19 protein-coding genes are annotated in these 22,273 nt (G+C 41.2%); 3 read left to right on the forward strand and 16 right to left on the reverse strand.

Translation table 11 applies throughout. The features are described 5' to 3' along the window. Nucleotides 1-335 precede the first annotated feature (335 nt). The 4 genes from ACJYYY_RS07290 to ACJYYY_RS07305 form a co-directional block, all read right to left on the reverse strand. The gene (locus tag ACJYYY_RS07290; RefSeq protein ID WP_408868779.1) at nt 336-1,295 is read right to left on the reverse strand and encodes an IS30 family transposase; all 960 of its coding nucleotides are present in this window, start codon (nt 1,293-1,295) and stop codon (nt 336-338) included. 257 nt (nt 1,296-1,552) lie between these two features. After that, nucleotides 1,553-2,965, reverse strand: coding sequence for a lytic polysaccharide monooxygenase (locus ACJYYY_RS07295; protein WP_408868780.1), 1,413 nt, complete (start codon nt 2,963-2,965; stop codon nt 1,553-1,555). Nucleotides 2,966-3,535: 570 nt separating this feature from the next. Next, a complete protein-coding gene (locus tag ACJYYY_RS07300; RefSeq protein ID WP_408868781.1) occupies nt 3,536-8,395 on the reverse strand; it encodes a bacterial Ig-like domain-containing protein in 4,860 nt (1,619 codons plus the stop codon). A gap of 371 nt (nt 8,396-8,766) precedes the next feature. Next, nucleotides 8,767-10,248: a DHA2 family efflux MFS transporter permease subunit gene (locus ACJYYY_RS07305; protein WP_035315334.1), complete on the reverse strand. Its 1,482-nt coding sequence runs from the start codon at nt 10,246-10,248 to the stop codon at nt 8,767-8,769. A 157-nt stretch (nt 10,249-10,405) separates the two neighbouring features. Between ACJYYY_RS07305 and ACJYYY_RS07310 the strand changes: the two genes are divergently transcribed. Continuing rightward, the gene (locus tag ACJYYY_RS07310) at nt 10,406-11,287 is read left to right on the forward strand and encodes a TetR/AcrR family transcriptional regulator (protein WP_035315336.1); all 882 of its coding nucleotides are present in this window, start codon (nt 10,406-10,408) and stop codon (nt 11,285-11,287) included. 63 nt (nt 11,288-11,350) lie between these two features. On the opposite strand, the gene ACJYYY_RS07315 is transcribed toward ACJYYY_RS07310, so the two are convergent. Both ACJYYY_RS07315 and ACJYYY_RS07320 read right to left on the reverse strand, forming a co-directional pair. After that, on the reverse strand, nt 11,351-12,832 hold the full coding sequence (locus ACJYYY_RS07315; protein WP_035315338.1) for a S41 family peptidase: 1,482 nt from the start codon (nt 12,830-12,832) through the stop codon (nt 11,351-11,353). Between the two features lie 114 nt (nt 12,833-12,946). Continuing rightward, nucleotides 12,947-13,147: a hypothetical protein gene (locus tag ACJYYY_RS07320; protein WP_035315340.1), complete on the reverse strand. Its 201-nt coding sequence runs from the start codon at nt 13,145-13,147 to the stop codon at nt 12,947-12,949. Between the two features lie 201 nt (nt 13,148-13,348). Between ACJYYY_RS07320 and ACJYYY_RS07325 the strand changes: the two genes are divergently transcribed. Further along, nucleotides 13,349-14,095 carry an NADPH-dependent oxidoreductase gene (locus ACJYYY_RS07325; protein WP_035315342.1) on the forward strand — a complete coding sequence of 249 codons (747 nt, stop codon included), beginning with the start codon at nt 13,349-13,351 and terminating at the stop codon, nt 14,093-14,095. Between the two features lie 240 nt (nt 14,096-14,335). Here the strand turns inward: ACJYYY_RS07325 and ACJYYY_RS07330 are convergent, their stop codons facing one another. The 3 genes from ACJYYY_RS07330 to ACJYYY_RS07340 are packed head-to-tail and all read right to left on the reverse strand — an operon-like array spanning nt 14,336 to nt 16,031. Beyond that, nucleotides 14,336-14,899 (reverse strand): ABC transporter permease subunit, encoded by a 564-nt coding sequence (locus tag ACJYYY_RS07330; RefSeq protein ID WP_035315344.1) that lies wholly within the window; start codon nt 14,897-14,899, stop codon nt 14,336-14,338. Beyond that, complete coding sequence (locus tag ACJYYY_RS07335; RefSeq protein WP_408868782.1) at nt 14,896-15,807, reverse strand: ABC transporter ATP-binding protein; 912 nt, start codon at nt 15,805-15,807, stop codon at nt 14,896-14,898. Before ACJYYY_RS07335 ends, ACJYYY_RS07330 begins: the two co-directional genes overlap by 4 nt. Continuing rightward, the gene (locus ACJYYY_RS07340; protein ID WP_035315346.1) at nt 15,807-16,031 is read right to left on the reverse strand and encodes a PLDc N-terminal domain-containing protein; all 225 of its coding nucleotides are present in this window, start codon (nt 16,029-16,031) and stop codon (nt 15,807-15,809) included. Before ACJYYY_RS07340 ends, ACJYYY_RS07335 begins: the two co-directional genes overlap by 1 nt. Nucleotides 16,032-16,190: 159 nt before the next feature. On the opposite strand from ACJYYY_RS07340, the gene ACJYYY_RS07345 reads away from it, so the two are divergent. Then, entirely contained in the window at nt 16,191-16,808 is a 618-nt protein-coding gene (locus ACJYYY_RS07345) for an acetate uptake transporter (RefSeq protein WP_035315348.1), read from the forward strand. Between the two features lie 741 nt (nt 16,809-17,549). Here the strand turns inward: ACJYYY_RS07345 and ACJYYY_RS07350 are convergent. From ACJYYY_RS07350 to msrB, 7 genes are all read right to left on the reverse strand, one after another. Next, the gene (locus ACJYYY_RS07350) at nt 17,550-18,311 is read right to left on the reverse strand and encodes an ABC transporter permease subunit (RefSeq protein WP_408868783.1); all 762 of its coding nucleotides are present in this window, start codon (nt 18,309-18,311) and stop codon (nt 17,550-17,552) included. Continuing rightward, nucleotides 18,308-19,219 (reverse strand): ABC transporter ATP-binding protein, encoded by a 912-nt coding sequence (locus ACJYYY_RS07355; protein WP_035315350.1) that lies wholly within the window; start codon nt 19,217-19,219, stop codon nt 18,308-18,310. Before ACJYYY_RS07355 ends, ACJYYY_RS07350 begins: the two co-directional genes overlap by 4 nt. Continuing rightward, nucleotides 19,213-19,422, reverse strand: a complete 210-nt coding sequence (locus ACJYYY_RS07360) for a PLD nuclease N-terminal domain-containing protein (protein ID WP_051457036.1) — start codon at nt 19,420-19,422, stop codon at nt 19,213-19,215. Before ACJYYY_RS07360 ends, ACJYYY_RS07355 begins: the two co-directional genes overlap by 7 nt. 3 nt (nt 19,423-19,425) lie before the next feature. Continuing rightward, nucleotides 19,426-20,535 carry a helix-turn-helix domain-containing protein gene (locus ACJYYY_RS07365; protein WP_035315352.1) on the reverse strand — a complete coding sequence of 370 codons (1,110 nt, stop codon included), beginning with the start codon at nt 20,533-20,535 and terminating at the stop codon, nt 19,426-19,428. Nucleotides 20,536-20,837: 302 nt separating this feature from the next. Then, nucleotides 20,838-21,545: a purine-nucleoside phosphorylase gene (gene deoD, locus ACJYYY_RS07370; RefSeq protein ID WP_035315354.1), complete on the reverse strand. Its 708-nt coding sequence runs from the start codon at nt 21,543-21,545 to the stop codon at nt 20,838-20,840. A 38-nt stretch (nt 21,546-21,583) separates the two neighbouring features. Then, nucleotides 21,584-21,814, reverse strand: a complete 231-nt coding sequence (locus ACJYYY_RS07375) for a YozE family protein (protein WP_035315355.1) — start codon at nt 21,812-21,814, stop codon at nt 21,584-21,586. A 15-nt stretch (nt 21,815-21,829) separates the two neighbouring features. Then, nucleotides 21,830-22,273 carry a peptide-methionine (R)-S-oxide reductase MsrB gene (gene msrB, locus ACJYYY_RS07380; RefSeq protein ID WP_035315357.1) on the reverse strand — a complete coding sequence of 148 codons (444 nt, stop codon included), beginning with the start codon at nt 22,271-22,273 and terminating at the stop codon, nt 21,830-21,832.

The raw sequence follows: 22,273 nt of genomic DNA on the forward strand, positions 1-22,273 counted from the left end.
ACTCATTTCAATTTAATTTAAGCACTATTTATTAGAGTGCTTAATGAAAGTTTAAGACTGATTATTCATACTATTTAAGTATATCAAAGTTTGCTACTTTTCAATACAGACTTAACGGTTGTTAAAACAACAAAATAACTTTCGCTAATCATTTGATGAACCACTACCTGTCAAGTAGACATGGTAAATAAAAACGCCCAGATTAATTCTAGGCGTTTTTATTTACCTATTTTTCTAAAATCTAGTGGAATTACTCCATTAAATTTAGAGACATATCGTTTGTTTTGATAAAATTCTATATCTTTTTCAATTCCTTTTTTAATGAATATGACTTGTCAACTTAAGCTAGACAATTGTTCTTCATTTACGTAACTCAAAAACACTTCCAATGGTGTCCGGTAGTTTAATGATTTTCTTGGTATGTGATTTCTTTTTGAAGCAACAGCTGAAATGAAGTTTTGGTCAACTTGGTTAAAGTCCATCTTTTTCGGGAAGCCATTTCGACGCAAAATGCCATTAGAATTTTCGTTTAGACCGCGTTGTGAAGGTGTTCCAGGATCCGCAAAATAGATAGAGATATCATTCGAGTTACTCATTTCTTTCCAGTTTGAGAATTCTTTTCCACAATCAAACGTGATTGATTTAAACATATGTTCGGGAATAGATTTTAACCAAGCAGTCGTTGCTTTTTCGATATCTGCTGCTTTACGACCTTCTGGTTTTAATGTGATTATCACTTTTGAAAGTCGCTCAACTAACGTGATAACAGCACTTTTATGATGAACACCGACAATTGTATCACCTTCCAAGTGTCCAAATTCTTCATTGAATTGCGTATAATCAGTCAATCGTTCCGAAATATTACGCTTAAATGCTTGCCTTCCGCGACGTTCGTTGTGTCCGTTTGGCTTACGTTTACCTTTCATTGGTAGCTTTGTGATATCGAAGTCGTTCGCTTTAAATAGGCGATAGAGCGTTCTAACAGAACATGAGATAGGTATCTCAGCACGACCAATAATCACATCAGGTGTCCAGCCTTCAGCTGTCATTTTCTGAATGTAGGTTTGTTGATCCGTACTTAAAATGATAGGTCGTCTGCCACAATATGTTTTATTTTCTTTGTATCTTTGATAATAATCACTAGCTGATAAACCTTTTTTAAGAAAATTGTAGACATTATCAATCGTTTGTCTTGAACGTCCTAGTATCTTCGATACGGTTAAAACAGATTGTTTCGTTTGAAAATAGGCTTCTATCATTACAAGCTCATTTGGTGTAAGATGTTTATAGGTCATTTGTCTTCACTCCTAATAATTCTTTGGTCGGAACTATTTTGAGTGTCGCACAAATGACTTTTTTTTATCTAGCTTAATTTTACTATCGGTGTTTATAGTTAATTTAAATACAGAGAATAAACTATTATAACATTGTATTGCATTCGATTGTCAGACTTTGATATATGCAAACAAAAAAACAGCAACTAGTGTTAGCAGATGATCTGCTGACTGATTGCTGTTTTCCCTTAAATTATAACTTTACTTATTATAATGATTTAGAGTTCTTCAAACAATGTTAGAGCAATACCTGGTGCCCAGTTTGAATCACCGTAATTAAGGTGTGTATTTAATGTTTTATACGATTTACCTAAATGTGTTACAATTTCACCTGCTAGGTATTCAGTCGGCGCAGTAAAACTACCTAACTCCCAAACTTTTCCTTCCGAAACGGCTGCATCAGCAGTTGTAACAGTAAAAGCATCGCTCGCATCTGAAACATTACCACCGACACTTGTTGCTTTGATTGTGTAGGTATATGTTGTGCTAGCATTAAGTGCTGTATCGTTATACATTGTTCCTGAAACAGTTGCGATGTTAACGCCATCACGGTAAATAGTATATGTATCAACACCGACACTATGTACTGACTTTGTCCACATAAGACTTACAGAGTTCGCTGTTGTTCCCATTGAGTGAACACTTGATGGAGCTGTTGGTTTTTCGTTATCAACGACGGGAACTTCTTTAGTCTTAACATCTAATGATGCGCTCATAGCTGATGTTTTACCATTAAATGAGACAGCTTCAATCGAATAGTTATATGTTGTATTTGCTGCTAGGTCTGTATCTATAAATGATGTAGATGACATCGTTTTAACTTTTTCACCATCACGGTAAACGTTATATGTTTCAATGTCTGTATTAGTTGGCGCTGTCCATGTCAATTCAACAGAAGATGTTGTAATCGCTTTGGCTGTCAATTGTGTAGGGGCGTCTGGTGTAACAGATTCTGATGGTTCTGATGGTTCAGTTGGCGTTGTACCTTCACCGTTAACGTTGACATCGATTACTTGGTAAAATGCATTGGGTGTGTCAGCAACATCCCAAACAGCTAAAATAACGTTGTAACCTGAGCGATCTTCTGGTACATCAACCTTATGTGTTGGGTTGTTCTCTGCTTGAGAACCATCATGTTGAATCGTACCAATTAATTCCATTTCATCACGGTTTAACGGTGCGTTAACGTCCCAACCTTGTTTGGTCATGTAGTAATGCCATTTTGTAGAAGGGTGTGTTGCCGTATACGTCCACGTAAACTCATTAATCCCTGTTTTGATATCTTGTTTCGTCCACTTTGTCGCGTTTTGAATATCTAATTTGTTACTACCAATGTTTCCACCATCTAAGACACCATTAGCTGATGCAATTGAGCCATCTAAAGGACCTAATGTCGGGTAACCTTTTGGCGCTTCTAGTCCTTGTGGTTGTGTAATAACATTACCAAAGGCAGCAATACCTGCATCCCAACTTAATGATTGTGCGTCAAGTTGTGCTTGATAAGCACGACTATGTGGGCTGGATACATAACCGTGAGCAGAAGCAGTGTTTGCCATCCCGATTAAACCAGCAGCAACAGCAGAAGTGACTAATAAACATGTTGTTACGTTTTTTATTTTAACATTTAACATTTAAATTCCTTCTTTCTATTCCAATTTTATCAAGATAATTACTAGTTAATGATACCTGTGATTACAAAAAAAACTTTCTTTGTTTGCCTATCTAAGTGTAAAAAATATAGTACATTACTAAAACTCTATAGTGTTGATGAGTGTCGGTTACTTTATGATTTGACTTACAAGCCAGACAGTTGTGTCAATTGTCGAATTAATAATAAAACAGCTAAATGTCTTAAACAAGGGACTAAACTATTACATATCACATTCAATAAAATAACGATTTAACAAATAAAAACAGCCGCACATAAAGTGCAGCTGAATAGATATCTACTTATTTTACTGCTTTTTGAATAACAACACGATTTGAGATAGAACCAGAACTTAATCTACAATCCAAAAAGCTTATTTATTTAATAGAAATTTTCCTCACCAACACTATTTGACATAGAGCCATTAAATTCAGTTCGCTCGAATTTAATAGACGGTTGTTTTTTTCTTTACTAAAAGGATCAGCTATCGATAAAAAATTAGCGTTTCACACAGATACTCCACACACTAACTGTGCCTATTAGATTCTCCTTACTAATTTTCATGGCGCTTTCGTTTCAGGTAAACACCACAACCTAACACCATTAACAGCCCAAACAGTGAGTGTGTTATTCCATTATTATCACCCGTTCGAGGTAAAGTAGTCGTTTTGACTTCACTACTATTCATGGTGCTTTCCTCCCCTTTTGTTTTCCCCGCATTTGCAATACTTTCGGTACTCTCTGTACTTTCATTACTTTCGGTACTCTCTATGCTTTCAGTATTTTCAGTACTCTCTGTGCTTTCTGTACTTTCTGTGCTTTCTGTACTTTCTGTACTTTCAGTGCTTTCTGTACTTTCTGTACTTTCTGTGCTTTCTGTACTTTCTGTGCTTTCTGTACTTTCTGTGCTTTCTGTACTTTCTGTGCTTTCTGTACTTTCTGTACTTTCAGTGCTTTCTGTACTTTCTGTACTTTCAGTGCTTTCTGTACTTTCTGTGCTTTCTGTACTTTCTGTGCTTTCTGTACTACCAACAACAGAAACAACAATAGTTTCTTCTACACCATCGTAACGATAAATAATTTGATAATCACCTATAACATCAGTATTTACTTCCCCTACAACTTCTACTTCAGTAATGTCAACTAAATTACCTGATTTATCTTGTGCTGAGTTAAAGTTCGCTTCTTTTGACCATATTTCACCTTGATTAATAACTGAGTTGAACACGTCAATAGTCGTTTGATTTACTAAAACAGTCACTGTCGCACTTTCTTCAAAACCATTCAAGTGATACGTCACTGTATATGTTCCTGCTTTATCTGTGTTAACCGTTCCGCTGATTGTTCCACCCGCTGCTTTGAATTCTGCAAACGTTAATTCAGCTCCGGTTTTATCTGTTGCGTGTTTAAAGCTATCTTTTTCGCTCCATGTTTCACCTGCATAAAGTGTCACATTTTGTGCCGCAACACTTGTTTCGTTCTCTAAAACAGTCACTGTCGCACTATCTTCAAAACCATTCAAGTGATACGTCACTGTATATGTTCCTGCTTTATCTGTGTTAACCGTTCCGCTGATTGTTCCACCTGCTGCTTTGAATTCTGCAAACGTGAGTTCAGTACCAGTTTTATCGGTTGCTAATTGAAAACTAGCTGCTTCCGTCCATGATTCGCCACTATATAGGGTGCTATTTATTGCTGAAACGCGAGTTTGATCAACAAACACTGTCACAACTGCAGTATCTGTAACGCCGTTTAGTTCATAGGTTACTGTGTATACACCTGGTTTACTCGTATCCACCTCATGCGTAACGTTACCACCTGCTGCCTCGAATTCTGCAAATGTTAATTCTGCTCCGGTTTTATCTGTCGCGCGTTTAAAGCTATCTTCTTCGGTCCAGGCTTCACCTTCATATAGTGAAACATTTTCGCCTTTAACATTTGTTTGATTTAACAATACTGTCACCGTTGCCTTATCACTCACAGCATTCAATTCAAAGGTTATGTCGTACACACCCGCTTGCTCTGTCTCAACAGTTTGGGTAATTGTTCCACCCGCTGCTTTGAATTCTGTAAACGTTAATTCTGCTCCGGTTTTATCTGTCGCGTGTTTAAAGCTATCTTTTTCGCTCCATGTGTCACCTGCATAAAGTGTCACATTTTGTGCCGCAACACTTGTTTCGTTCTCTAAAACAGTCACTGTCGCACTATCTTCAAAACCATTCAAGTGATACGTCACTGTATATGTTCCTGCTTTATCTGTGTTAACCGTTCCGCTGATTGTTCCACCCGCTGCTTTGAATTCTGCAAACGTTAATTCAGCTCCGGTTTTATCTGTTGCGTGTTTAAAGCTATCTTTTTCGCTCCATGTTTCACCTGCATAAAGTGTCACATTTTGTGCCGCAACACTTGTTTCGTTCTCTAAAACAGTCACTGTCGCACTATCTTCAAAACCATTCAAGTGATACGTCACTGTATATGTTCCTGCTTTATCTGTGTTAACCGTTCCGCTGATTGTTCCACCTGCTGCTTTGAATTCTGCAAACGTGAGTTCAGTACCAGTTTTATCGGTTGCTAATTGAAAACTAGCTGCTTCCGTCCATGATTCGCCACTATATAGGGTGCTATTTATTGCTGAAACGCGAGTTTGATCAACAAACACTGTCACAACTGCAGTATCTGTAACGCCGTTTAGTTCATAGGTTACTGTGTATACACCTGGTTTACTCGTATCCACCTCATGCGTAACGTTACCACCTGCTGCCTCGAATTCTGCAAATGTTAATTCTGCTCCGGTTTTATCTGTCGCGCGTTTAAAGCTATCTTCTTCGGTCCAGGCTTCACCTTCATATAGTGAAACATTTTCGCCTTTAACATTTGTTTGATTTAACAATACTGTCACCGTTGCCTTATCACTCACAGCATTCAATTCAAAGGTTATGTCGTACACACCCGCTTGCTCTGTCTCAACAGTTTGGGTAATTGTTCCACCCGCTGCTTTGAATTCTGTAAACGTTAATTCTGCTCCGGTTTTATCTGTCGCGTGTTTAAAGCTATCTTTTTCGCTCCATGTGTCACCTGCATAAAGTGTCACATTTTGTGCCGCAACACTTGTTTCGTTCTCTAAAACAGTCACTGTCGCACTATCTTCAAAACCATTCAAGTGATACGTCACTGTATATGTTCCTGCTTTATCTGTGTTAACCGTTCCGCTGATTGTTCCACCCGCTGCTTTGAATTCTGCAAACGTTAATTCAGCTCCGGTTTTATCTGTTGCGTGTTTAAAGCTATCTTTTTCGCTCCATGTTTCACCTGCATAAAGTGTCACATTTTGTGCCGCAACACTTGTTTCGTTCTCTAAAACAGTCACTGTCGCACTATCTTCAAAACCATTCAAGTGATACGTCACTGTATATGTTCCTGCTTTATCTGTGTTCACATCGTGACTAACGGTGCCGCCCGCTGCCTTAAATTCTGCAAACGTGAGTTCAGTACCAGTTTTATCGGTTGCTAATTGAAAACTATCTGCTTCCGTCCATGATTCACCAACATAGAGAGTGACTGCCTGTGCTTTCACGGCTGTTTCATTCGCAAGTACAGTGACTGTTGCTGTTTCAGTTTTACCATTTAATAGATAATTAACCGTATACACACCAGTTACACTTGTATCGACATCGTGAGAAATTGTTCCACCCGCTGCCTTGAATTCTGCAAACGTTAATTCAGCTCCGGTTTTATCAGTCGCTGTCTTGAAACCATCGGCTTCATCCCATGATTCACCGACATGAATGGTTGCATCATTTGTCATAATACTGGTTTCATCCGCTTTAATCGTAACAGTTGCCGTTTCACTGTATTCCCACTCGCCTAACGCGTTTAAGATACCAATTTCAACCTGATGACTCCCTGGTTTTGATGTGTCGAGTTCTTGCGTTTGTTCTCCATTAATTGTGTAGTGGGTTACTTCAGCAGCGTTGACTGTTTCTCCATCTTTGTTGACCACGTATTTAAAAGGGGCATTACTATCAAACGTGTCACCAACATACAAGGTAACATCTTGTAATTCAACAGCTGTTTGGTCAGACTTAACTGTCACAGTAGCCGAATCACTGTATGTCCACTTACCACTCCCATCGAGTATGACAATTCTCACCTTATGAGTCCCAGGTTTAGATGTATCAAGTTCTTGAGTGACTTCCTCGTTGATGTAGTAAAAATCAACGTCTGCTGCTTTAACGGGTTGCCCCTCTTTATCGACCACATTTTTAAAAGGGGCGTTACTATCAAACGCTTGCCCTACATACAGTGACACATCTTGTAATTCAGTTTGTGTTTGATCCGTAATAACCGTTACATTGACCACTTCTTCAACTTCGTTCAGTGTGTAGGTAACTGGATAAACACCCGGAACGTCACGGTTCACGTTATGAGAGACAGTACCTCCGGCTGCAATAAAACCGTTATAATCAAGCTGATTGCCGGCTTTGTCGGTTGCAGCTGTAAAACTATCGGCTGCTACCCAATCACTGCCTTGGTAAATTGAGAGGTTAACGACATCAATTGTCGTTAAATCGTTAAGCACTGTTACTGTCGAGACTTTGGTTTCGTTATTCAACCCAAAAGTCACGGTGTAAGTCCCCGCCACACTTGTATCAACGGTAGAGTTCACCGTGCCACCGGCTGCGATAAACTGTTCATAAGTTAATGCTTCACCATCAGCATTGAGAGCACCATTAAACAATGTTTTTGGCTCAAATATTTCGTTTAAGTTCAGCTCATGTTCTTCGATAATATCAAGCGCTGTAAAATCTTGCATTGCAGTTACTTTTATTGAACCAAGCACTTTCATATTACGATTAATATTATAAGATGGCCCTTCGGTGTTCCAAACATAACCTTTTTGTAGAAACGCTGTCTTAATCATTAAATCTAAATTAATCGTGGTTACAGTATTAGCTGGCACAACCTTTAGTTGCGTGACTACGATATCCACTAATTCCCGACCATTCGTAGCAAATGAAACACTGTAATTTCCCGTTGCATCCACACCGCTACCACTGATGTATGACGGTGCTTCTGTAAACACAGTGTAAAAACCAATTTGAGCAACTGAACCATGCATGTAGTTGAAGTCCTTAATACCTGTATTAAAATAATCGACCGGTAGAATTGTTCCAACCGCATTATCCATTTCAACAGAAATATTATTTAATCTTTGTTCTAATTCCGTTTGAAAGGCTGGTGCGATGAGTTGATCATGTGTTTTTTCGGCTTCTTCTTGTGGATCTTGCCTCGTCTTAATTTCACCACTTGTTTCATCTGCATAAACTGGCACAGAAATGGCTGAGACACCTGTGGAATATACCATCACCCCAATAATTAGTTTCAGTGACAATTTGTTTAGTTTCACTTTCATTTCCTTGTCCTCCCTCTTTTATCTACTTATGTAGTAGCATAACTGAAATATTATATCAAAGGGGGCCATCCTTTTCCCATCGAAAGGAAATTCTCTGTTTTTTAAAACAACAGGGACATAAAATGACCCCTTCTTAACTCTTCCCTTAAACGATGAGCTTTAAACTTTCTCGTTTTTTTTTTATAAAAACAAGAAAACATCATTAGACTATAACGTAACTCACATTCTCTGAGGTTCATTGCCTTTCACTAACAAATCAAACAAGATCAAACGAAAAAAGATCCCATTCGAACATGCCAAATGGGATCTTTGAGACTAAATAAACTGCATTATCTTTCATATTCTATTACAGCGGCCTTGACTGCTGTGTTTCAATCTTCCGCACGTTTACCACGTGATAAGAAGAATGACAACACAAGTGCAAGTACTGTAATACCTGTTGCAACAACAAAGGTGTAGTTAATTCCGTCAAGCAATGCTTTTTGTGTAATTTGCGCTTTTAAGGCAGCCACTTGATCGGCATTCATCGCTGTGCCCGCAGCCATTGCTTTTTCTTTGGCTGCTGCCGCTAATTCAGTGGCACGGGTCGCAATGTGTTTGTTCATGATTGTGACTAGTAAGGCTGTTCCGATTGAACCGGCAACTTGTGAGGCGGTGTTATTAACAGCCGTTGCATGTGGGTTCAAACGTTGTGGCAATTGGTTTAAGCCGTTTGTCATAATTGGCATCATTACGAGTGACATACCAAACATCCGAATGGTATAAACAACAATAATGTACGTATAAGTTGAATCGACTTTTAATTGTGTTAAGAAGAAGGTTGCACCGGCTGTAATAAGCAGACCGATAACAGCTAAAATACGCGGTCCAAAACGGTCAAACATTCGACCAGTAATCGGTGACATAATCGCCATCACGACTGCTCCTGGTAACATCATTAACCCAGCGTCTAATGGCGTAATGCCACGAACGTTTTGCACGTATGCTGGTGTTAAAATCATACCGGCAAACATTGCCATCGATAAAATCATTGAAATGGCTGATCCTAAGGCAAACATTGGGTATTTGTAGACGCGCATTTCGAGCATTGGTTCTTTCATCCGTAATTGACGGAGGATGAATAACGTAACACCAACCGCACCGATGGCAATCATTCCGTAAACAAGTGGTGATGACCAACCTTTATCGCCGGCAGTACTAAAGCCGTATAATAAGCCACCAAAACCGACGGTCGATAACACGAGTGATAAGTAATCGAGTTTGACTTTACGTGTTTCTAACACATTGTCTAATTTCCAAATACTTAACAATAAACTAATGACTGCAAATGGCACGATCATTTCGAACAACATGCGCCAGTCATGGTTTTGGATAATCCAACCTGATAAAGTCGGTCCAATTGCTGGTGCTACGAACATAACGAGTCCAAACACACCCATAGCAGCGCCACGTTTTTCAATTGGAAAACTCTTAAGTAAGACGTTCATTAAAATCGGTGACATGACTGATGCCCCAGCAGCTTGCACCATTCGGCCGGTTAATAGAATACCGAAGTTTGGTGACATAGCTGCTAATACAGTACCGACTGTGAAAATTGATAACGCCGTAATATAAAGTGTACGTGTTTTAAAACGGGTAATAAAAAAGGCTGAAGCTGGAATTAAAATTCCACTCACAAGCATATACCCTGTTGAAATCCATTGTACTGTTGAGTAACTAATATCAAAGTCTTTCATAATTGTTGGTAAAGCGATATTGAGTAATGTGTTATTGAGGAAGGCGACGAATGCCCCAATAAACAAGATTATCAGCATGCCCATTGGTGCTTTTTGTACAACTGTCTGTTTTGTCATTATGCGAATCTCCTTATCATTTCTTTTACTATGCTAGAACTATTCTATACCAACAGTCCAATTTTAGCAATCTTTTTTTATAATCGAATTTAAAACGTTGCTATTATGAGATTTAGACGATAGAATAATGGTATACATTTTATAAAAAGGAGCTATTATGAACCTTCGTAAAACACAAATTACTAACGCTGCCCGTGACTTATTTATTGAAAAAGGCTTTACCGATACGTCGATGGCTGATATTATTGCGGCCGCTAAAATTTCAAAAGGGACCTTTTATAACCACTTCAGCTCAAAAAGCGAGTGTTTAATCGCAATTTTAGAAGAAAGCCGAGTTGAAGCAAGTCTTTTGCGTCATGAGCTAGCGATAGGTACCGCTGCGAATGACATGGAGGTCTTGGCAAAACAAATCGGTGTTGTCATCCGTCTTAACCGTAAGAACAATTTAATCCGTATTTTTGAGTCGATTAACCATTCGAATGATAAAGAAATTCAACGAATGCTTAATTTACATCATTTATCAGAGGTTGATTGGTTGGCGGCACGTATTGTTGAAGTGTATGGCCCTGCAATTATTCCGGCCAGTTATGAAGCTGCCGTGCTCACGTACGGGATGATTCATCATGTCCTTAAACTGGTGGTTTCGTCCGGTTTTAAACCAGCGCATCCCGAAAATATCGTTAAAAATGCCTTAAAACATCTCGAAGCGATTATCCCGCAATTAATAGGCTCACAAACGTTGACAATTTCAGATGATTTACTAGAGAACATCCGTTGTTCGATTCATTATCAGGCAGTGACTCGCGTCTCTTTAATTGAAGAATTCAAGCTGTTTATCGCCGCTTTACCTGCTACAACACCGCTTGAAGGACTTGAGTACGCAACCTTCCTGAATGAACAGATTGCCAGTGAGACCCCGAAAAAACACTTGATTCAAACGGTATTACCGGCCTTTCATCAGGCTTTTGCGCAAACTGACTGCTCAACCGCGGCTAAAATGTTGGCAATGCACGTTTGGCAATACCTCAAAGCCGATTAGCTTTTATGTTCGACAAAAAAGCATCAAAACAATCAGTCTCATGATTGTTTTGATGCTTTTTATTTACTTCACTTTGTTGGCGGTAACCGCCTGTGCTTTTTTAAGTTGGTTATCATTTGCTGCCAACTTATCTTGTAGCGCTGCAATTAAGGCCGTGCTTGTTTTCGCATCAACCTCACCGGTTTGCGTTAACTTATGGTCAGCTTGAAAGGCTTTGACTGCAGTAACAGTTGCATCATCAAAACTGCCCTTTGTTTGACTTAAGTTGGCATCAAAGACATTAAGAATTGCTTGGATGCTTTTCACAGCGTTTGAAACATCACCACTCTTATATGTTTTTGTAATATCATACAATGAAATGTTACCATAGGCTGGTGCATCAACCTTAACATCTGGCTTGATGCCTTTTTTGTTAATCCAGTTTCCATCAGGTGTGAGCCATTTGGCAGTCGTTAATTTCACTTCTGACTGATCGTCGAGTTCTCCTGCCGTTTGCATCACACCTTTACCGTAGGTGGTGTTTCCCACAAGGGTTGCACCGGCTGACTCTTTTAATGCGCCTGCTAATATTTCAGACGCACTGGCACTGCCGTCATCCGTTAAGACTGTTACAGGAACAGTTACCTTATACCCATCGGATGCTGAAGAATCCGCGTTGTATACTTGTTGTTGTCCTGCACGATTTTCAATTTTAACAACCGCTTTGCCATCTTCGATAAAGAGACTTGCAATGTCAATCGCTTGATCGAGTAAGCCACCCGGGTTTTGCCGAACATCAACGACGAGCCCCTTCATCCCTTGTTTATCTAGTTTCTTAAGCCCCGCTAACACTTCTTCATGTGTGTGTGTCGAAAAACTGCTAATACGGAGATGACCAATTTTATTAGCAAGCAGCGCTGTATCGACTGTTTCAATCGGAATGGTGTCACGAGTAACACTCACTTTACGGGTATCCGCTTCACCTGGTCGTTGAATCGTTAAGATGATACTCGTGCCTTTTTCACCACGGATTTTATTGGTGGCTTCCGTTAATGTTTTGCCTTGAATTGATTTACCATCGACTTCTAAAATTTGATCGTTTGGTTTCAAGCCTGCTTTTTCGGCTGGTGAACCCCCAATCGGTGAAACAACCGTCAACGTTTTATTGGTCATCTGAACTTCGACTCCGATACCTTCAAATGAAGATGAAATATCATCATTAAAGCTCTTTGTTTCGGCTTGATTAAAGTAAGTTGAATAAGGATCCTCCAACGACTCGAGCATGCCTGAAATTGCTCCGTCAATTAGTTTTTGCGAATCAACTTTTTTATAATAGTTATCGCTAATATTCGTGTACACTTCATCTATTTTTGAAAACGACGAGGATTGCTCGGCCGTTTTACTTTGGACTTTAACAAAGGTGACCGCTGCGACGGCGGTAATGAGCACACCAACGATAAACAAACTGATTAAGGCGATCACCAATGAGCGTTTGCGCATTACAACCATTTTCGATTGTGGTTTTTCTTGCTGTGGGTCTGTTTGTTCGGGTTCATTGTTAGTCATGACTATCACTGCTCCTAGCTAAAATATAATATAAACGGCAACATTATGCTAAAAAAGCGTTGCTACCGTTCGTTGCATCAAGTATTCCTTGAGTGATTGCCATCACGTAAATCGTTATTTAGATGTGTTCTTTGGACGCTCTTTTTTAGGTGTGAATCCGAAGACTGACCAAACTAAAAAGGAGATGAGGGCAAAATAACCCCAGCTGAATTTGTCTTGGTATTGGGCAATTACGTAATAGAGCACCATAAACACGAGGGTTTGTAACAGTACGCGTGGTGAAATCAAGTTTTTAATTTCAAAATTAATCTTCATTTTAATCTTCCTTTCGCACGTCAATTGGCTTCACTTCTTTATTAGTATACCAGTCGGAGTAAGGCTTGACAATCGCTTACATTCAGCCATGCTGTTTTTATGAACGGTTGTCACATAACGTTAAAACGTTTCTTTAGTGTTGCCTCTAATTTACGTTATAATAGAATGAACAACATCATTCTCATAAGAAAGAGGGATATTATGAACGCAACGATTGAACAGTTATTGCAACATCGCAGTATTCGTCAATTCAAGGCAACACCACTTAGTTCTGCCGAAACGGATTGTCTCCTACAGGTGGCACAACATGGGGCTACCAGTAGTTTCATGCAGTCGTATTCGATTATTCACGTGAGCGATCCGGCAAAAAAAGCAGCCTTAGCAGCAATTGGAAAACAACCTTACATTGCCGACGCAGCGATGCTACTCGTATTTGTGGCTGATCATCACCGCAACGCCCAAATCGCAAGTGAAAAAGGTAAGTCGACTGCCATTATCGGCTCGATGGACTACTTCTTATTCGCGACGGCTGATGCAATGATTGCCGCCCAAACAACCACTGTCGCAGCCGAGAGTCTCGACTTAGGGACGGTTTTTTTAGGTAGCCTGAACAACGATGCACAAGCGGTGATTGATTTACTCGAGTTACCGGCCCACACCTTCCCTGTTGTTGGTTTAGCCATTGGTCACCCAGACCAAGCGCCACAATTAAAACCGCGTTTACCACGCAATCAAGTTGTATTCGAAAATAGCTACGTGCAGCAGGCTAACCTGGTGACGCAATTAAGCGACTACGATGAGGCGGTGCATCAGTATTATGATTTAAGGGCAGCCAATCAACGGGTCGACCATTTCACTACCCAGATTGCAGGTGCGATGGACCGTCGCTTCGAAAAACGTCATGAACTGCTTGCAATTGCCCAAAAGCAAGGTTTTCTCCAGTATTAACGTACTGAGAGCGAAACACCGTCAGCGACCACTGCAAAAGGTCCCGACGGTGTTTTTTAGTGTTTACAGTTGTTGTCGTTTAAACAGTAGCAGTGCCGATGCGATGAACAAGACAATCAGACCGGTTGTGGATAAAGTGTATTGAGCTTAAATGAGCCTGCGAGCATCTTACTCGCATTATCGGTTAAACAGAGCGGCAGATACTTCGCTAATTTATCGAACGAAGCTAACAGCGATAAACTAAAACAACATCACATCCACAAAACTGCCATAGCTACTCCGTAACCATGCGCTGACCATCATCATTAAGGCGATTAGGAGCATGCCATACAAGCTAACAGCCCCAAAACTGAGCGACTCATTCGCATAGGTATCCGTCGGAAAGTAATAGCGTAAGAAAAGCCGGTTAATCCCAAAGGCTAAGAGTAAGGCCACTTCAAAATAGGCAACCATACCAGCGTCTTTTGCAAGGATGACCACTTCCCTCGACAAGCCCTTTGTCACTAAGTTAACTAAGGTGTCGTGCTTGTATTCGCGAGTGAGCGTTGTTCCTAAAATGAGCGCCAGTGAAAAAATCCCAATAAAATAGAGATTTTGCAAAAAGAGATCATAGGCATCGAGTGCTCCCAGCGGTGGTAAATCCACCGCCACGCCTGCTTCTTCACTGACCGACCATTCGGTCAGTTTGAGTACACCCACACCTAAACAACCGCAGAAGCCAAACAGACCGAGTAGGAGCCAGATGTATTTTGTACGAATCGGTTCTAATAATTCTTTGACTAGAAACGGCCAAAAGACGTTCATTGCACCACCTCCATGAAGATATCTTCGAGTGTTGGTGTCGCAATCGTCAAGGCCGGCATGAACTGAGGATGGCCATGCAACCAGGCTATGACACGGGGGTAGCCGCTCGTAATTGTGGCAACGTTAAGACTCACCTGTTCTGATTGCTGTGTCACCACACACCAGTCAGATGCGTCTAGAGCCTCGGCGCAGTCTTTAGCGTTAGTTGTGTTCGTAAAGTTTAGCACGATTACTTGCGTCTGATAGCGTTCGTATATCGTGCTCAAACGATTGGACAGCGTAATCGCCCCGTTATTAAGCATGATGATACTATCACAGACCTGTTCGGCATCACTGAGCAAATGGGTCGACATCACGATAGTCATCTCCTCTTTTAGCGAGGTTAACAATTCATGCACCTCCTTACGACCTTGGGGATCTAACGCTGAGGTCGGTTCATCACAGAGCAGTAATTTCGGCCGATTGATTAGCGCTTGTGCAATCCCGAGTCGTTGTTTCATTCCCCGCGAATAGCTCCGAATTTTTTGCTGACCAACCTGCGCGAGTCCGACCTGTTGCAGTAAACGCTCACATAAGTCCTCCTGTTGTTGGCGTGGCACCTGTGCGATCGCAGCACAGAGCTTCAGATAGGAGGTGGCGGTCATATACGGATAAAATGACGGCACATCAGGTAAATACCCCACCGTTTGCGACCTGTTCGTCTGACCGTAAATGACCCGTTCACCAGCGACATAAATCGCACCTTCTTCGATGGGTAACAGACCTAAAATCAGTTTGAAAGTGGTCGTCTTCCCTGCCCCGTTAGCACCAATAAAACCATGGATGCCAGAGCTCGGCACTGTGAACGACAGTTTTTTTAACAGTTGTTTTTGTTTAAACCCCTTACTAACCTCCTCCAAACACAACATCAGTAGTCCCCTTCATCTCTTGCATTCTTTGCACGACGATTGACACCAAAAATGAAATAAAGAATGGGACCAATGATTTGTATGAGGAGGATAATGAGAAGCCAGCCCCATTTTGGGAGAAAGCGACTGTTTGGCTGTTTCGATGCATGAATAAGAACAAAAGTGAGTAAGGCTAAATTAATCATCGTATAGTACAGCGGATATTTCATAATAAGGTTATACATACATGTCACTCCTGTTCACAAGTTGCGTAATTAGAACTAGCTTAGCGAAAAAACATATTAAAGACATAAAATAGCACTAAACGGACTATACCTATTTATTTTCAGTCAGTTAAATGTTACTATGAGAAGGTTGTTATATTTCACTAAAGGAGATTTGAAATGAAAAGTATTGAAAAGAAACACAGCGTGATGGATCCATCAGCAATCGGCCTCTTTAGCCTTGCGATTGTGACACTCGTTGCCTCTTCACAAAAATTAGAATGGACTGAAAATAATGCAGGAATGATTGCGTGGGCATTAATTCTTGGTGGACTTGGACAAGTCATTGCTGGTATTTATGATGCAAAAATCAACAATGTCTTCGGTGCAACTGCCTTTTTTGCTTACGGGTTATTCTGGCTTGGCACTGGTTTCACTTGGATGATTCAAGCAGGCGTCTTTGGTCAAAATTTAGCAGCCGACTTTGATGCGAAACAGATCGGTTTTGCGTTTATCGGCTACCTTGTCTTTACCTTATTTATGACAATTGGCGCTTTAGAGACGAATAAACTGCTCTTTTTCATCTTCTTCGTCATCAATTTCTTATACCTTGGCTTAGCTTTATCGACGCTTGGTATAATGCCTGAACTATTTCATCAACTGGCAGCCTGGGCTGAATTCACCGTGTCAATCTTATCATTATATGGCTGTGGTGCTGCTGTTTTAAACGCTCACTTCGGCTTTACCTTTTTACCAATCGGTAAAAAATTTAATATCATCAAACAAACAGAGCAATAAGTTAACTGTACTACAGCTCGCTCTTACTAACGTTTAAATGGTATGATTGTTTAAATTCAAAGTATTAAGAAGTAACTAAAATACAACAAGCAACTAAAACCTGAAGCGCCCCCCAAAAGTTAGACCCAAAAGCTAACATTTGGAGGGCGCTATTTTCATGCCCCAAAATACGTTGACTCTGAATTAAAAGCGTAAAAAAGTGACTTGATGAACAAGGAAGCACAGCACTAGCAAATAACGATGAATTAAACAAGAGCAACAGCTACTAAGATGGCTTATACATAGCAACAATTCAGTGAGGAAGGTCTAGTTAGAACGCATTCATCAAAAAACATGCTGTTCAATTCAGGCGAGATGCAATAACGTTATATCAAACGAATGAAAGGCTCGATCGTGACTTTGGCATAGGGTCGCCTGCTTGGTCCAATTCATGAGCTGATTTAATCGCCTTGTTTCTTTCAGTGCTGTTTGCCTCGTTAAACTAAAGTTGAACAAAAAAAGAGATGACATCAGTCATCTCTTGCGTGTCTTCCTAGTATTATCTTGCTTTCAAATACCAACAGTAACCTTTGACAGAATAACGATAATTTGAACCTCTCATGACTGAAGCCACGAGACGCTTAGAACAGAGCATACTTGCAAGCGGATTTCTTTGCTCACAGCGGTTTCTCTGGTTTACTCAGCTATCTCCTTCGGTTCTATGTCAACACTTGTAAGCTTAGAGCTTCTGTCAAACTATTTTTATGAGCGTCGCTTTATCATTTGTAATCCGCTCACCACGCTGGCACTCATCACTAGCAGCGTTACAACAAAGATACCGATTCGCTTAATTGCGATGCTGTTACCTAGTATCAGATCAACACCCGCGGTCGCTAAATGCAACGGATTATACTTGTCAATCACAGGAAACAACCCGACTACCAACAGTAAACCGAAAAATAGCCCTACACCGATTAGGCTGGCATAGGCCTGTTTAAAACAGGCACCAAATGTAACTAAAAGTGTAAGTAGTAACACACCAAACAGCCACATCATCAAGAGACTTAAACCGACATGCACCAACGCGGCTGTTTCGAAATAATAAGCGGTATAAAACAGATGACCAGTCACTGCCACTAGGTAGGCAATCGACCATAATACGAACACAATGGCATACTTGGCAAGCAGCGCTGCTTGTTTCGTTAAGCCTTTTGTGAGTAAGTTAAGCAAGGTGCCCTGTTCATACTCTTTTGTCAGACTAGTGCTAAACATCAGCAAGAACAGAATGAGACCCATTTGACCCATATTATTAAAAAACTGTGCATAGCTATCACTCGCACTAGGTTCCGGTAACGTAATCACCATGCCTTCCGTCGCGACGCTTTTTAAAATTTCGGGCGTGATGAGAGCCATGAGTGGACCCATTAAGCCGAGGATAAAAAAAACAATCAGGACGATTAATGTGCGTTTTGTGCGCCACTGCTCCAGCCATTCTTTTTTGAAAAACACCTTAAACCCTCTCATTGTATCACCTCCAAATAAATCTGCTCGAGCTGTGGTTCAACCCGACTAATATCGGGTTGGAGTCCGACTGTTATTAACAGTTGCAACAGCAACGGATACACTTGATCATAAGCGCTCACATTCACTTCAAGTGTCGTTCCCACCTGTTTAATGTTTTTAGCCCAAGCACAGGTAGCCAAAGATTGCCTTAAAGTAGCAACCGCTTCGTCGGTGTGACAGGCGAGTAACACGGCTTCGGTTTCGTAGTTGGCATATAAGTCGGGCAACGTTCCCGCATACACAATCGTGCCTTGGTGCATCATCATCACACTGTCGCAAATTGCCGCGGCATCTTGCAATAAATGCGTGGATAAGACGATGGCCATCTCTCGTTTCAATTCAGTCAATAAGGCGAGCACCTCGTGTCGTCCTTTAGGATCAAGTGCGGAGGTGGGTTCATCACAGATGAGTAGTTGCGGTCGTGTCACAAGCGCTTGGGCTATGCCTAAACGTTGTTTCATCCCACGCGAAAACCCTTGAATTCGCTGGGTTGCCTGTTTCTCCAAGCCGACTTTTTTCAAGAGTGTCTGTGTGGTTTGGTTTCGTTCAGCGGGTGATTGACCCGCGAGTTCACCACAGAGCAGTAAATATTCAGCGGCCGTCAGATAACCGTAAAATTGTGGCACATCCGGCAAATAACCGATGGAAGGGGTCATCGCATTCTGATGCGGTTTTACCCGTTCTCCATTAAAGGTAATCGTCCCTTCATCTGGCGCAAGCAGCCCTAACAGCAACTTCATCGTTGTCGTTTTACCCGCGCCATTGGCTCCAATTAACCCATGAATCCCTGTGGTTGGAATGGTGAACGTTACGTTTGATAGAACTGTCTTTGTTTTAAAACACTTGCTTAAGCCCACAACTTCTAACATGAGCCACCTTCTTTTTTACCGATTAAGAAGTACACAATCGGACCGATGAAATTGATGAAAACAATCACCACTACCCAAGCCCATTTTGGCAACCCACGAACAGCTGGTTGCTTATACAAATGCACTAAGGCACTCACCATCAAGACGAGTTGGGCGATAAAAAACGGAATTAACAGTGCTTGATATTGCATTAAGAGAGCCATTATTTATTCCTCCACTTTCTGTTTTAATTGGGAAATCAACTGCTGATAATCAGCACGGTGTGCAAGCGTATCGAACGGTGACTGCAGGACCGTCTCGAGTAAACTCGCCTTAATCACGGCGGAATCACGAGGAACCTGTGTCCCTAAATCCAAGGTTGTCAACCAGTCGCTAATACCATCAAAAAAGTCATTCCCTTGTAGTTCCAAAGGAAAATGCATGGTTTCGACCAGTGCCACGTATTTTTGCAGTGCCGCTAACGCGTCGTCGGTCGCTTCAAGACGAACGTACGATTGGGCAGCTGTTACATAGATTGGCAGCATAATGGCAGGATGCATCTCGTTCAGTCCGAATGTGGCGCTCACCGCTTCAACGGTCGTCACTGTTCGCTTCACTTTAGCACGGTCGCTTGCAGCTAATGTTAGCATGGTTGGCACAAGGCCAATAAAATTGAGGATGTACTGATAGGCACTTACTTGTATCGTTTCGTAGGCTTCCTCGGTCTGACCTAAACGCAATTGGGCATTCGCCTTGATAATTTCGACCGGTAAAATCAGACGATGATTCGGTTTAATAAGCGCTAAGGCTGTTGCGGGTTCACCTAAAGCCATCGCACAATAGCTTAACATCATTTCAGTTTGTTGTAAGAGTGCTACCTCTGTCGTATGCTTTTCAACGCGTTCGAATAACTGCTGTGCTTGCATAATCATCTGCTGTTGCTCAGTAGGTTCGCTTGCCAACGGCGCATGATTGACGATTAAAATGCCGAGTTGGAGCAACAACGGCATACAACCGTAATAGTTGCTAATCGTTTGTTGCACAGCAGCCATCACCTGCTGTAATGGTTCTGTGGCAAACTGGCGGCAATAGGTACGATAGAGCGTTTGAATCTCGACTTGGCTCAGTTGTGGGTCAAATCCAAGCAAGGCATCAATTGTGACACCAAAATAATTGGCTAATGTTGGTAATAATGTTATATCGGGAAGGGATTGACCGGTTTCCCATTTGGAAACGGCTCCTTTTGTGACTGCCATCGCAGCAGCCAACTGCCCCTGTGATAGTCCCTGTTTTTTACGATGCGTTTTAATGATTGTTCCGCAGCGAAATTGCTCCATCACACTCACCTCCTTCTTTAATTATAAGGGAAGGTGACGGAATATCAAACGAGTTGAAGTATACTAAGTAGATAAAAGTATCCTTCGAGTATATTTTGTCACCGATTTGTCAGTTGAATCTCACTCATCCTGTCTCTGCTTCGAATTCAACTGTACGTTGTTATTTATCAACCGGACGTTGTGTAACTATCGAAACACTTGTCACCCTTCGCTAGCAAAAAACAGCACTGACGACTCGAACGAACTCGAGTTGACAGTGCTGTTTAGTTTGTGGCTGTTCGAAACGGTTTCAGCCGCTTTTGTTAAAATTCGACGGCTGTATCTAACGCGATTTTCATCATATCGACAAAGGTTGTTTGGCGTTCTTCAGAGGTTGTGTCCTCGTCTAGGAAGATGTGGTCGCTGACGGTCAGGATTGCTAAGGCACGGCAATTGTACTGGGCAGCTAACGTATAAAGTGCTGCCGCTTCCATTTCAATGCCAAGAACTCCATAATCAGCTAATTGTTGTTTATCCAATTGTGCGTTGTAAAAACGATCAGCCGAGAAAATATTACCCACACGGACGTTTAAGCCGGCTTCCTTCGCTTTTTGGTAGGAAGTGTACAGTAAGTCAAAGTCGGCGACTGGCGCAAAGTCAACGCCACGTGAGAACGTGTTACGATTGATTTGTGAATCAGTCGATGCCGCTTGTGCTAACACAACGTCACGGACATGTACATCGGTTGATAGGGCACCCATCGTACCGACACGAATTAAGTTTTTAACGCCATATTCCATCATTAACTCATTCGCATAGATTGAAATTGATGGAATCCCCATGCCTGATCCTTGAACAGATACACGTTTACCCTTGTATGTGCCGGTATAACCAAACATATTACGCACGCTATTGTATTGCACAACATCTTCTAAAAATGTGTCGGCAATGTATTTGGCACGTAACGGATCTCCTGGTAATAAAACTGTTTCAGCAATTTCACCTTGTTTTGCTTCGATATGAATACTCATCTGTATAACCTCCAAAGTTTAGTTGTTGTAGCTCAAAGCTACTTGTTTTTATGTTCATCTAAAATGTATTGGTCCCAAATTTCATCAAACAAGCTCAGTGACTCGATGTAATCAACCTCTGTTTCGAGGTAGTCACTGACGTTGTGGTAATTTTTTTCTTGCTTCGGAAAAGCGTGATCGCGAAAGGCTGCATTAGCAAACTCGGTTGCAGCGTCTTTTTTAATTGGATCTCGATAAGTCATTAAATAATGATAAAATGTGCGTGCCATCTCTTACTCCTATCTTTACTCACTCAAAAACGCTTGTTTATAAGCGGAATAACCTTTTTGTTCTAACTCGTCAAACGGAATAAACTGTAAGGCTGCCCCATTAATACAGTAGCGTAAACCACCAGCTGCCTGCGGACCATCAGGAAAAACATGGCCTAAATGCGAATCAGCTGTATGCGAACGCACTTCGACACGACGCATACCTAAACTATCATCCATTTTTTCAGTCACCTCAGCCTTGTTGATTGGTTGAGTGAAACTTGGCCACCCACACCCCGCATCATATTGATGTAAGGTTGAAAAAAGTGGCTCGCCTGAGACGATATCGACATAAATACCAGGCGTTTTCACCTGATTGTAGTCATGTGTAAACGGTCGTTCGGTGCCTGCATTCTGTGTCACTTCACGTTGTAAGGGTGTTAACTGTTGGAGACGTTGTGCTTTTTGTTGTTCATCCAT

This window comes from Brochothrix campestris, assembly GCF_046058945.1.
Classification (GTDB): Bacteria; Bacillota; Bacilli; order Lactobacillales; family Listeriaceae; genus Brochothrix; species Brochothrix campestris.

Excerpts from the sequence above, each read along its gene's own strand:
- ACJYYY_RS07365 (WP_035315352.1), bottom strand. The coding sequence starts at position 20,535 with ATGGAGCAATTTCGCTGCGGAACAATCATTAAAACGCATCGTAAAAAA.
- ACJYYY_RS07345 (WP_035315348.1), top strand. The coding sequence starts at position 16,191 with ATGAAAAGTATTGAAAAGAAACACAGCGTGATGGATCCATCAGCAATC.
- ACJYYY_RS07340 (WP_035315346.1), bottom strand. The coding sequence starts at position 16,031 with ATGTATAACCTTATTATGAAATATCCGCTGTACTATACGATGATTAAT.
- ACJYYY_RS07300 (WP_408868781.1), bottom strand. The coding sequence starts at position 8,395 with ATGAAAGTGAAACTAAACAAATTGTCACTGAAACTAATTATTGGGGTG.
- ACJYYY_RS07305 (WP_035315334.1), bottom strand. The coding sequence starts at position 10,248 with ATGACAAAACAGACAGTTGTACAAAAAGCACCAATGGGCATGCTGATA.
- ACJYYY_RS07335 (WP_408868782.1), bottom strand. The coding sequence starts at position 15,807 with ATGTTGTGTTTGGAGGAGGTTAGTAAGGGGTTTAAACAAAAACAACTG.
- ACJYYY_RS07315 (WP_035315338.1), bottom strand. The coding sequence starts at position 12,832 with ATGACTAACAATGAACCCGAACAAACAGACCCACAGCAAGAAAAACCA.
- ACJYYY_RS07310 (WP_035315336.1), top strand. The coding sequence starts at position 10,406 with ATGAACCTTCGTAAAACACAAATTACTAACGCTGCCCGTGACTTATTT.
- msrB (WP_035315357.1), bottom strand. The coding sequence starts at position 22,273 with ATGGATGAACAACAAAAAGCACAACGTCTCCAACAGTTAACACCCTTA.
- ACJYYY_RS07295 (WP_408868780.1), bottom strand. The coding sequence starts at position 2,965 with ATGTTAAATGTTAAAATAAAAAACGTAACAACATGTTTATTAGTCACT.
- deoD (WP_035315354.1), bottom strand. The coding sequence starts at position 21,545 with ATGAGTATTCATATCGAAGCAAAACAAGGTGAAATTGCTGAAACAGTT.
- ACJYYY_RS07330 (WP_035315344.1), bottom strand. The coding sequence starts at position 14,899 with ATGAACGTCTTTTGGCCGTTTCTAGTCAAAGAATTATTAGAACCGATT.
- ACJYYY_RS07325 (WP_035315342.1), top strand. The coding sequence starts at position 13,349 with ATGAACGCAACGATTGAACAGTTATTGCAACATCGCAGTATTCGTCAA.
- ACJYYY_RS07320 (WP_035315340.1), bottom strand. The coding sequence starts at position 13,147 with ATGAAGATTAATTTTGAAATTAAAAACTTGATTTCACCACGCGTACTG.
- ACJYYY_RS07290 (WP_408868779.1), bottom strand. The coding sequence starts at position 1,295 with ATGACCTATAAACATCTTACACCAAATGAGCTTGTAATGATAGAAGCC.
- ACJYYY_RS07360 (WP_051457036.1), bottom strand. The coding sequence starts at position 19,422 with ATGGCTCTCTTAATGCAATATCAAGCACTGTTAATTCCGTTTTTTATC.
- ACJYYY_RS07355 (WP_035315350.1), bottom strand. The coding sequence starts at position 19,219 with ATGTTAGAAGTTGTGGGCTTAAGCAAGTGTTTTAAAACAAAGACAGTT.
- ACJYYY_RS07350 (WP_408868783.1), bottom strand. The coding sequence starts at position 18,311 with ATGAGAGGGTTTAAGGTGTTTTTCAAAAAAGAATGGCTGGAGCAGTGG.
- ACJYYY_RS07375 (WP_035315355.1), bottom strand. The coding sequence starts at position 21,814 with ATGGCACGCACATTTTATCATTATTTAATGACTTATCGAGATCCAATT.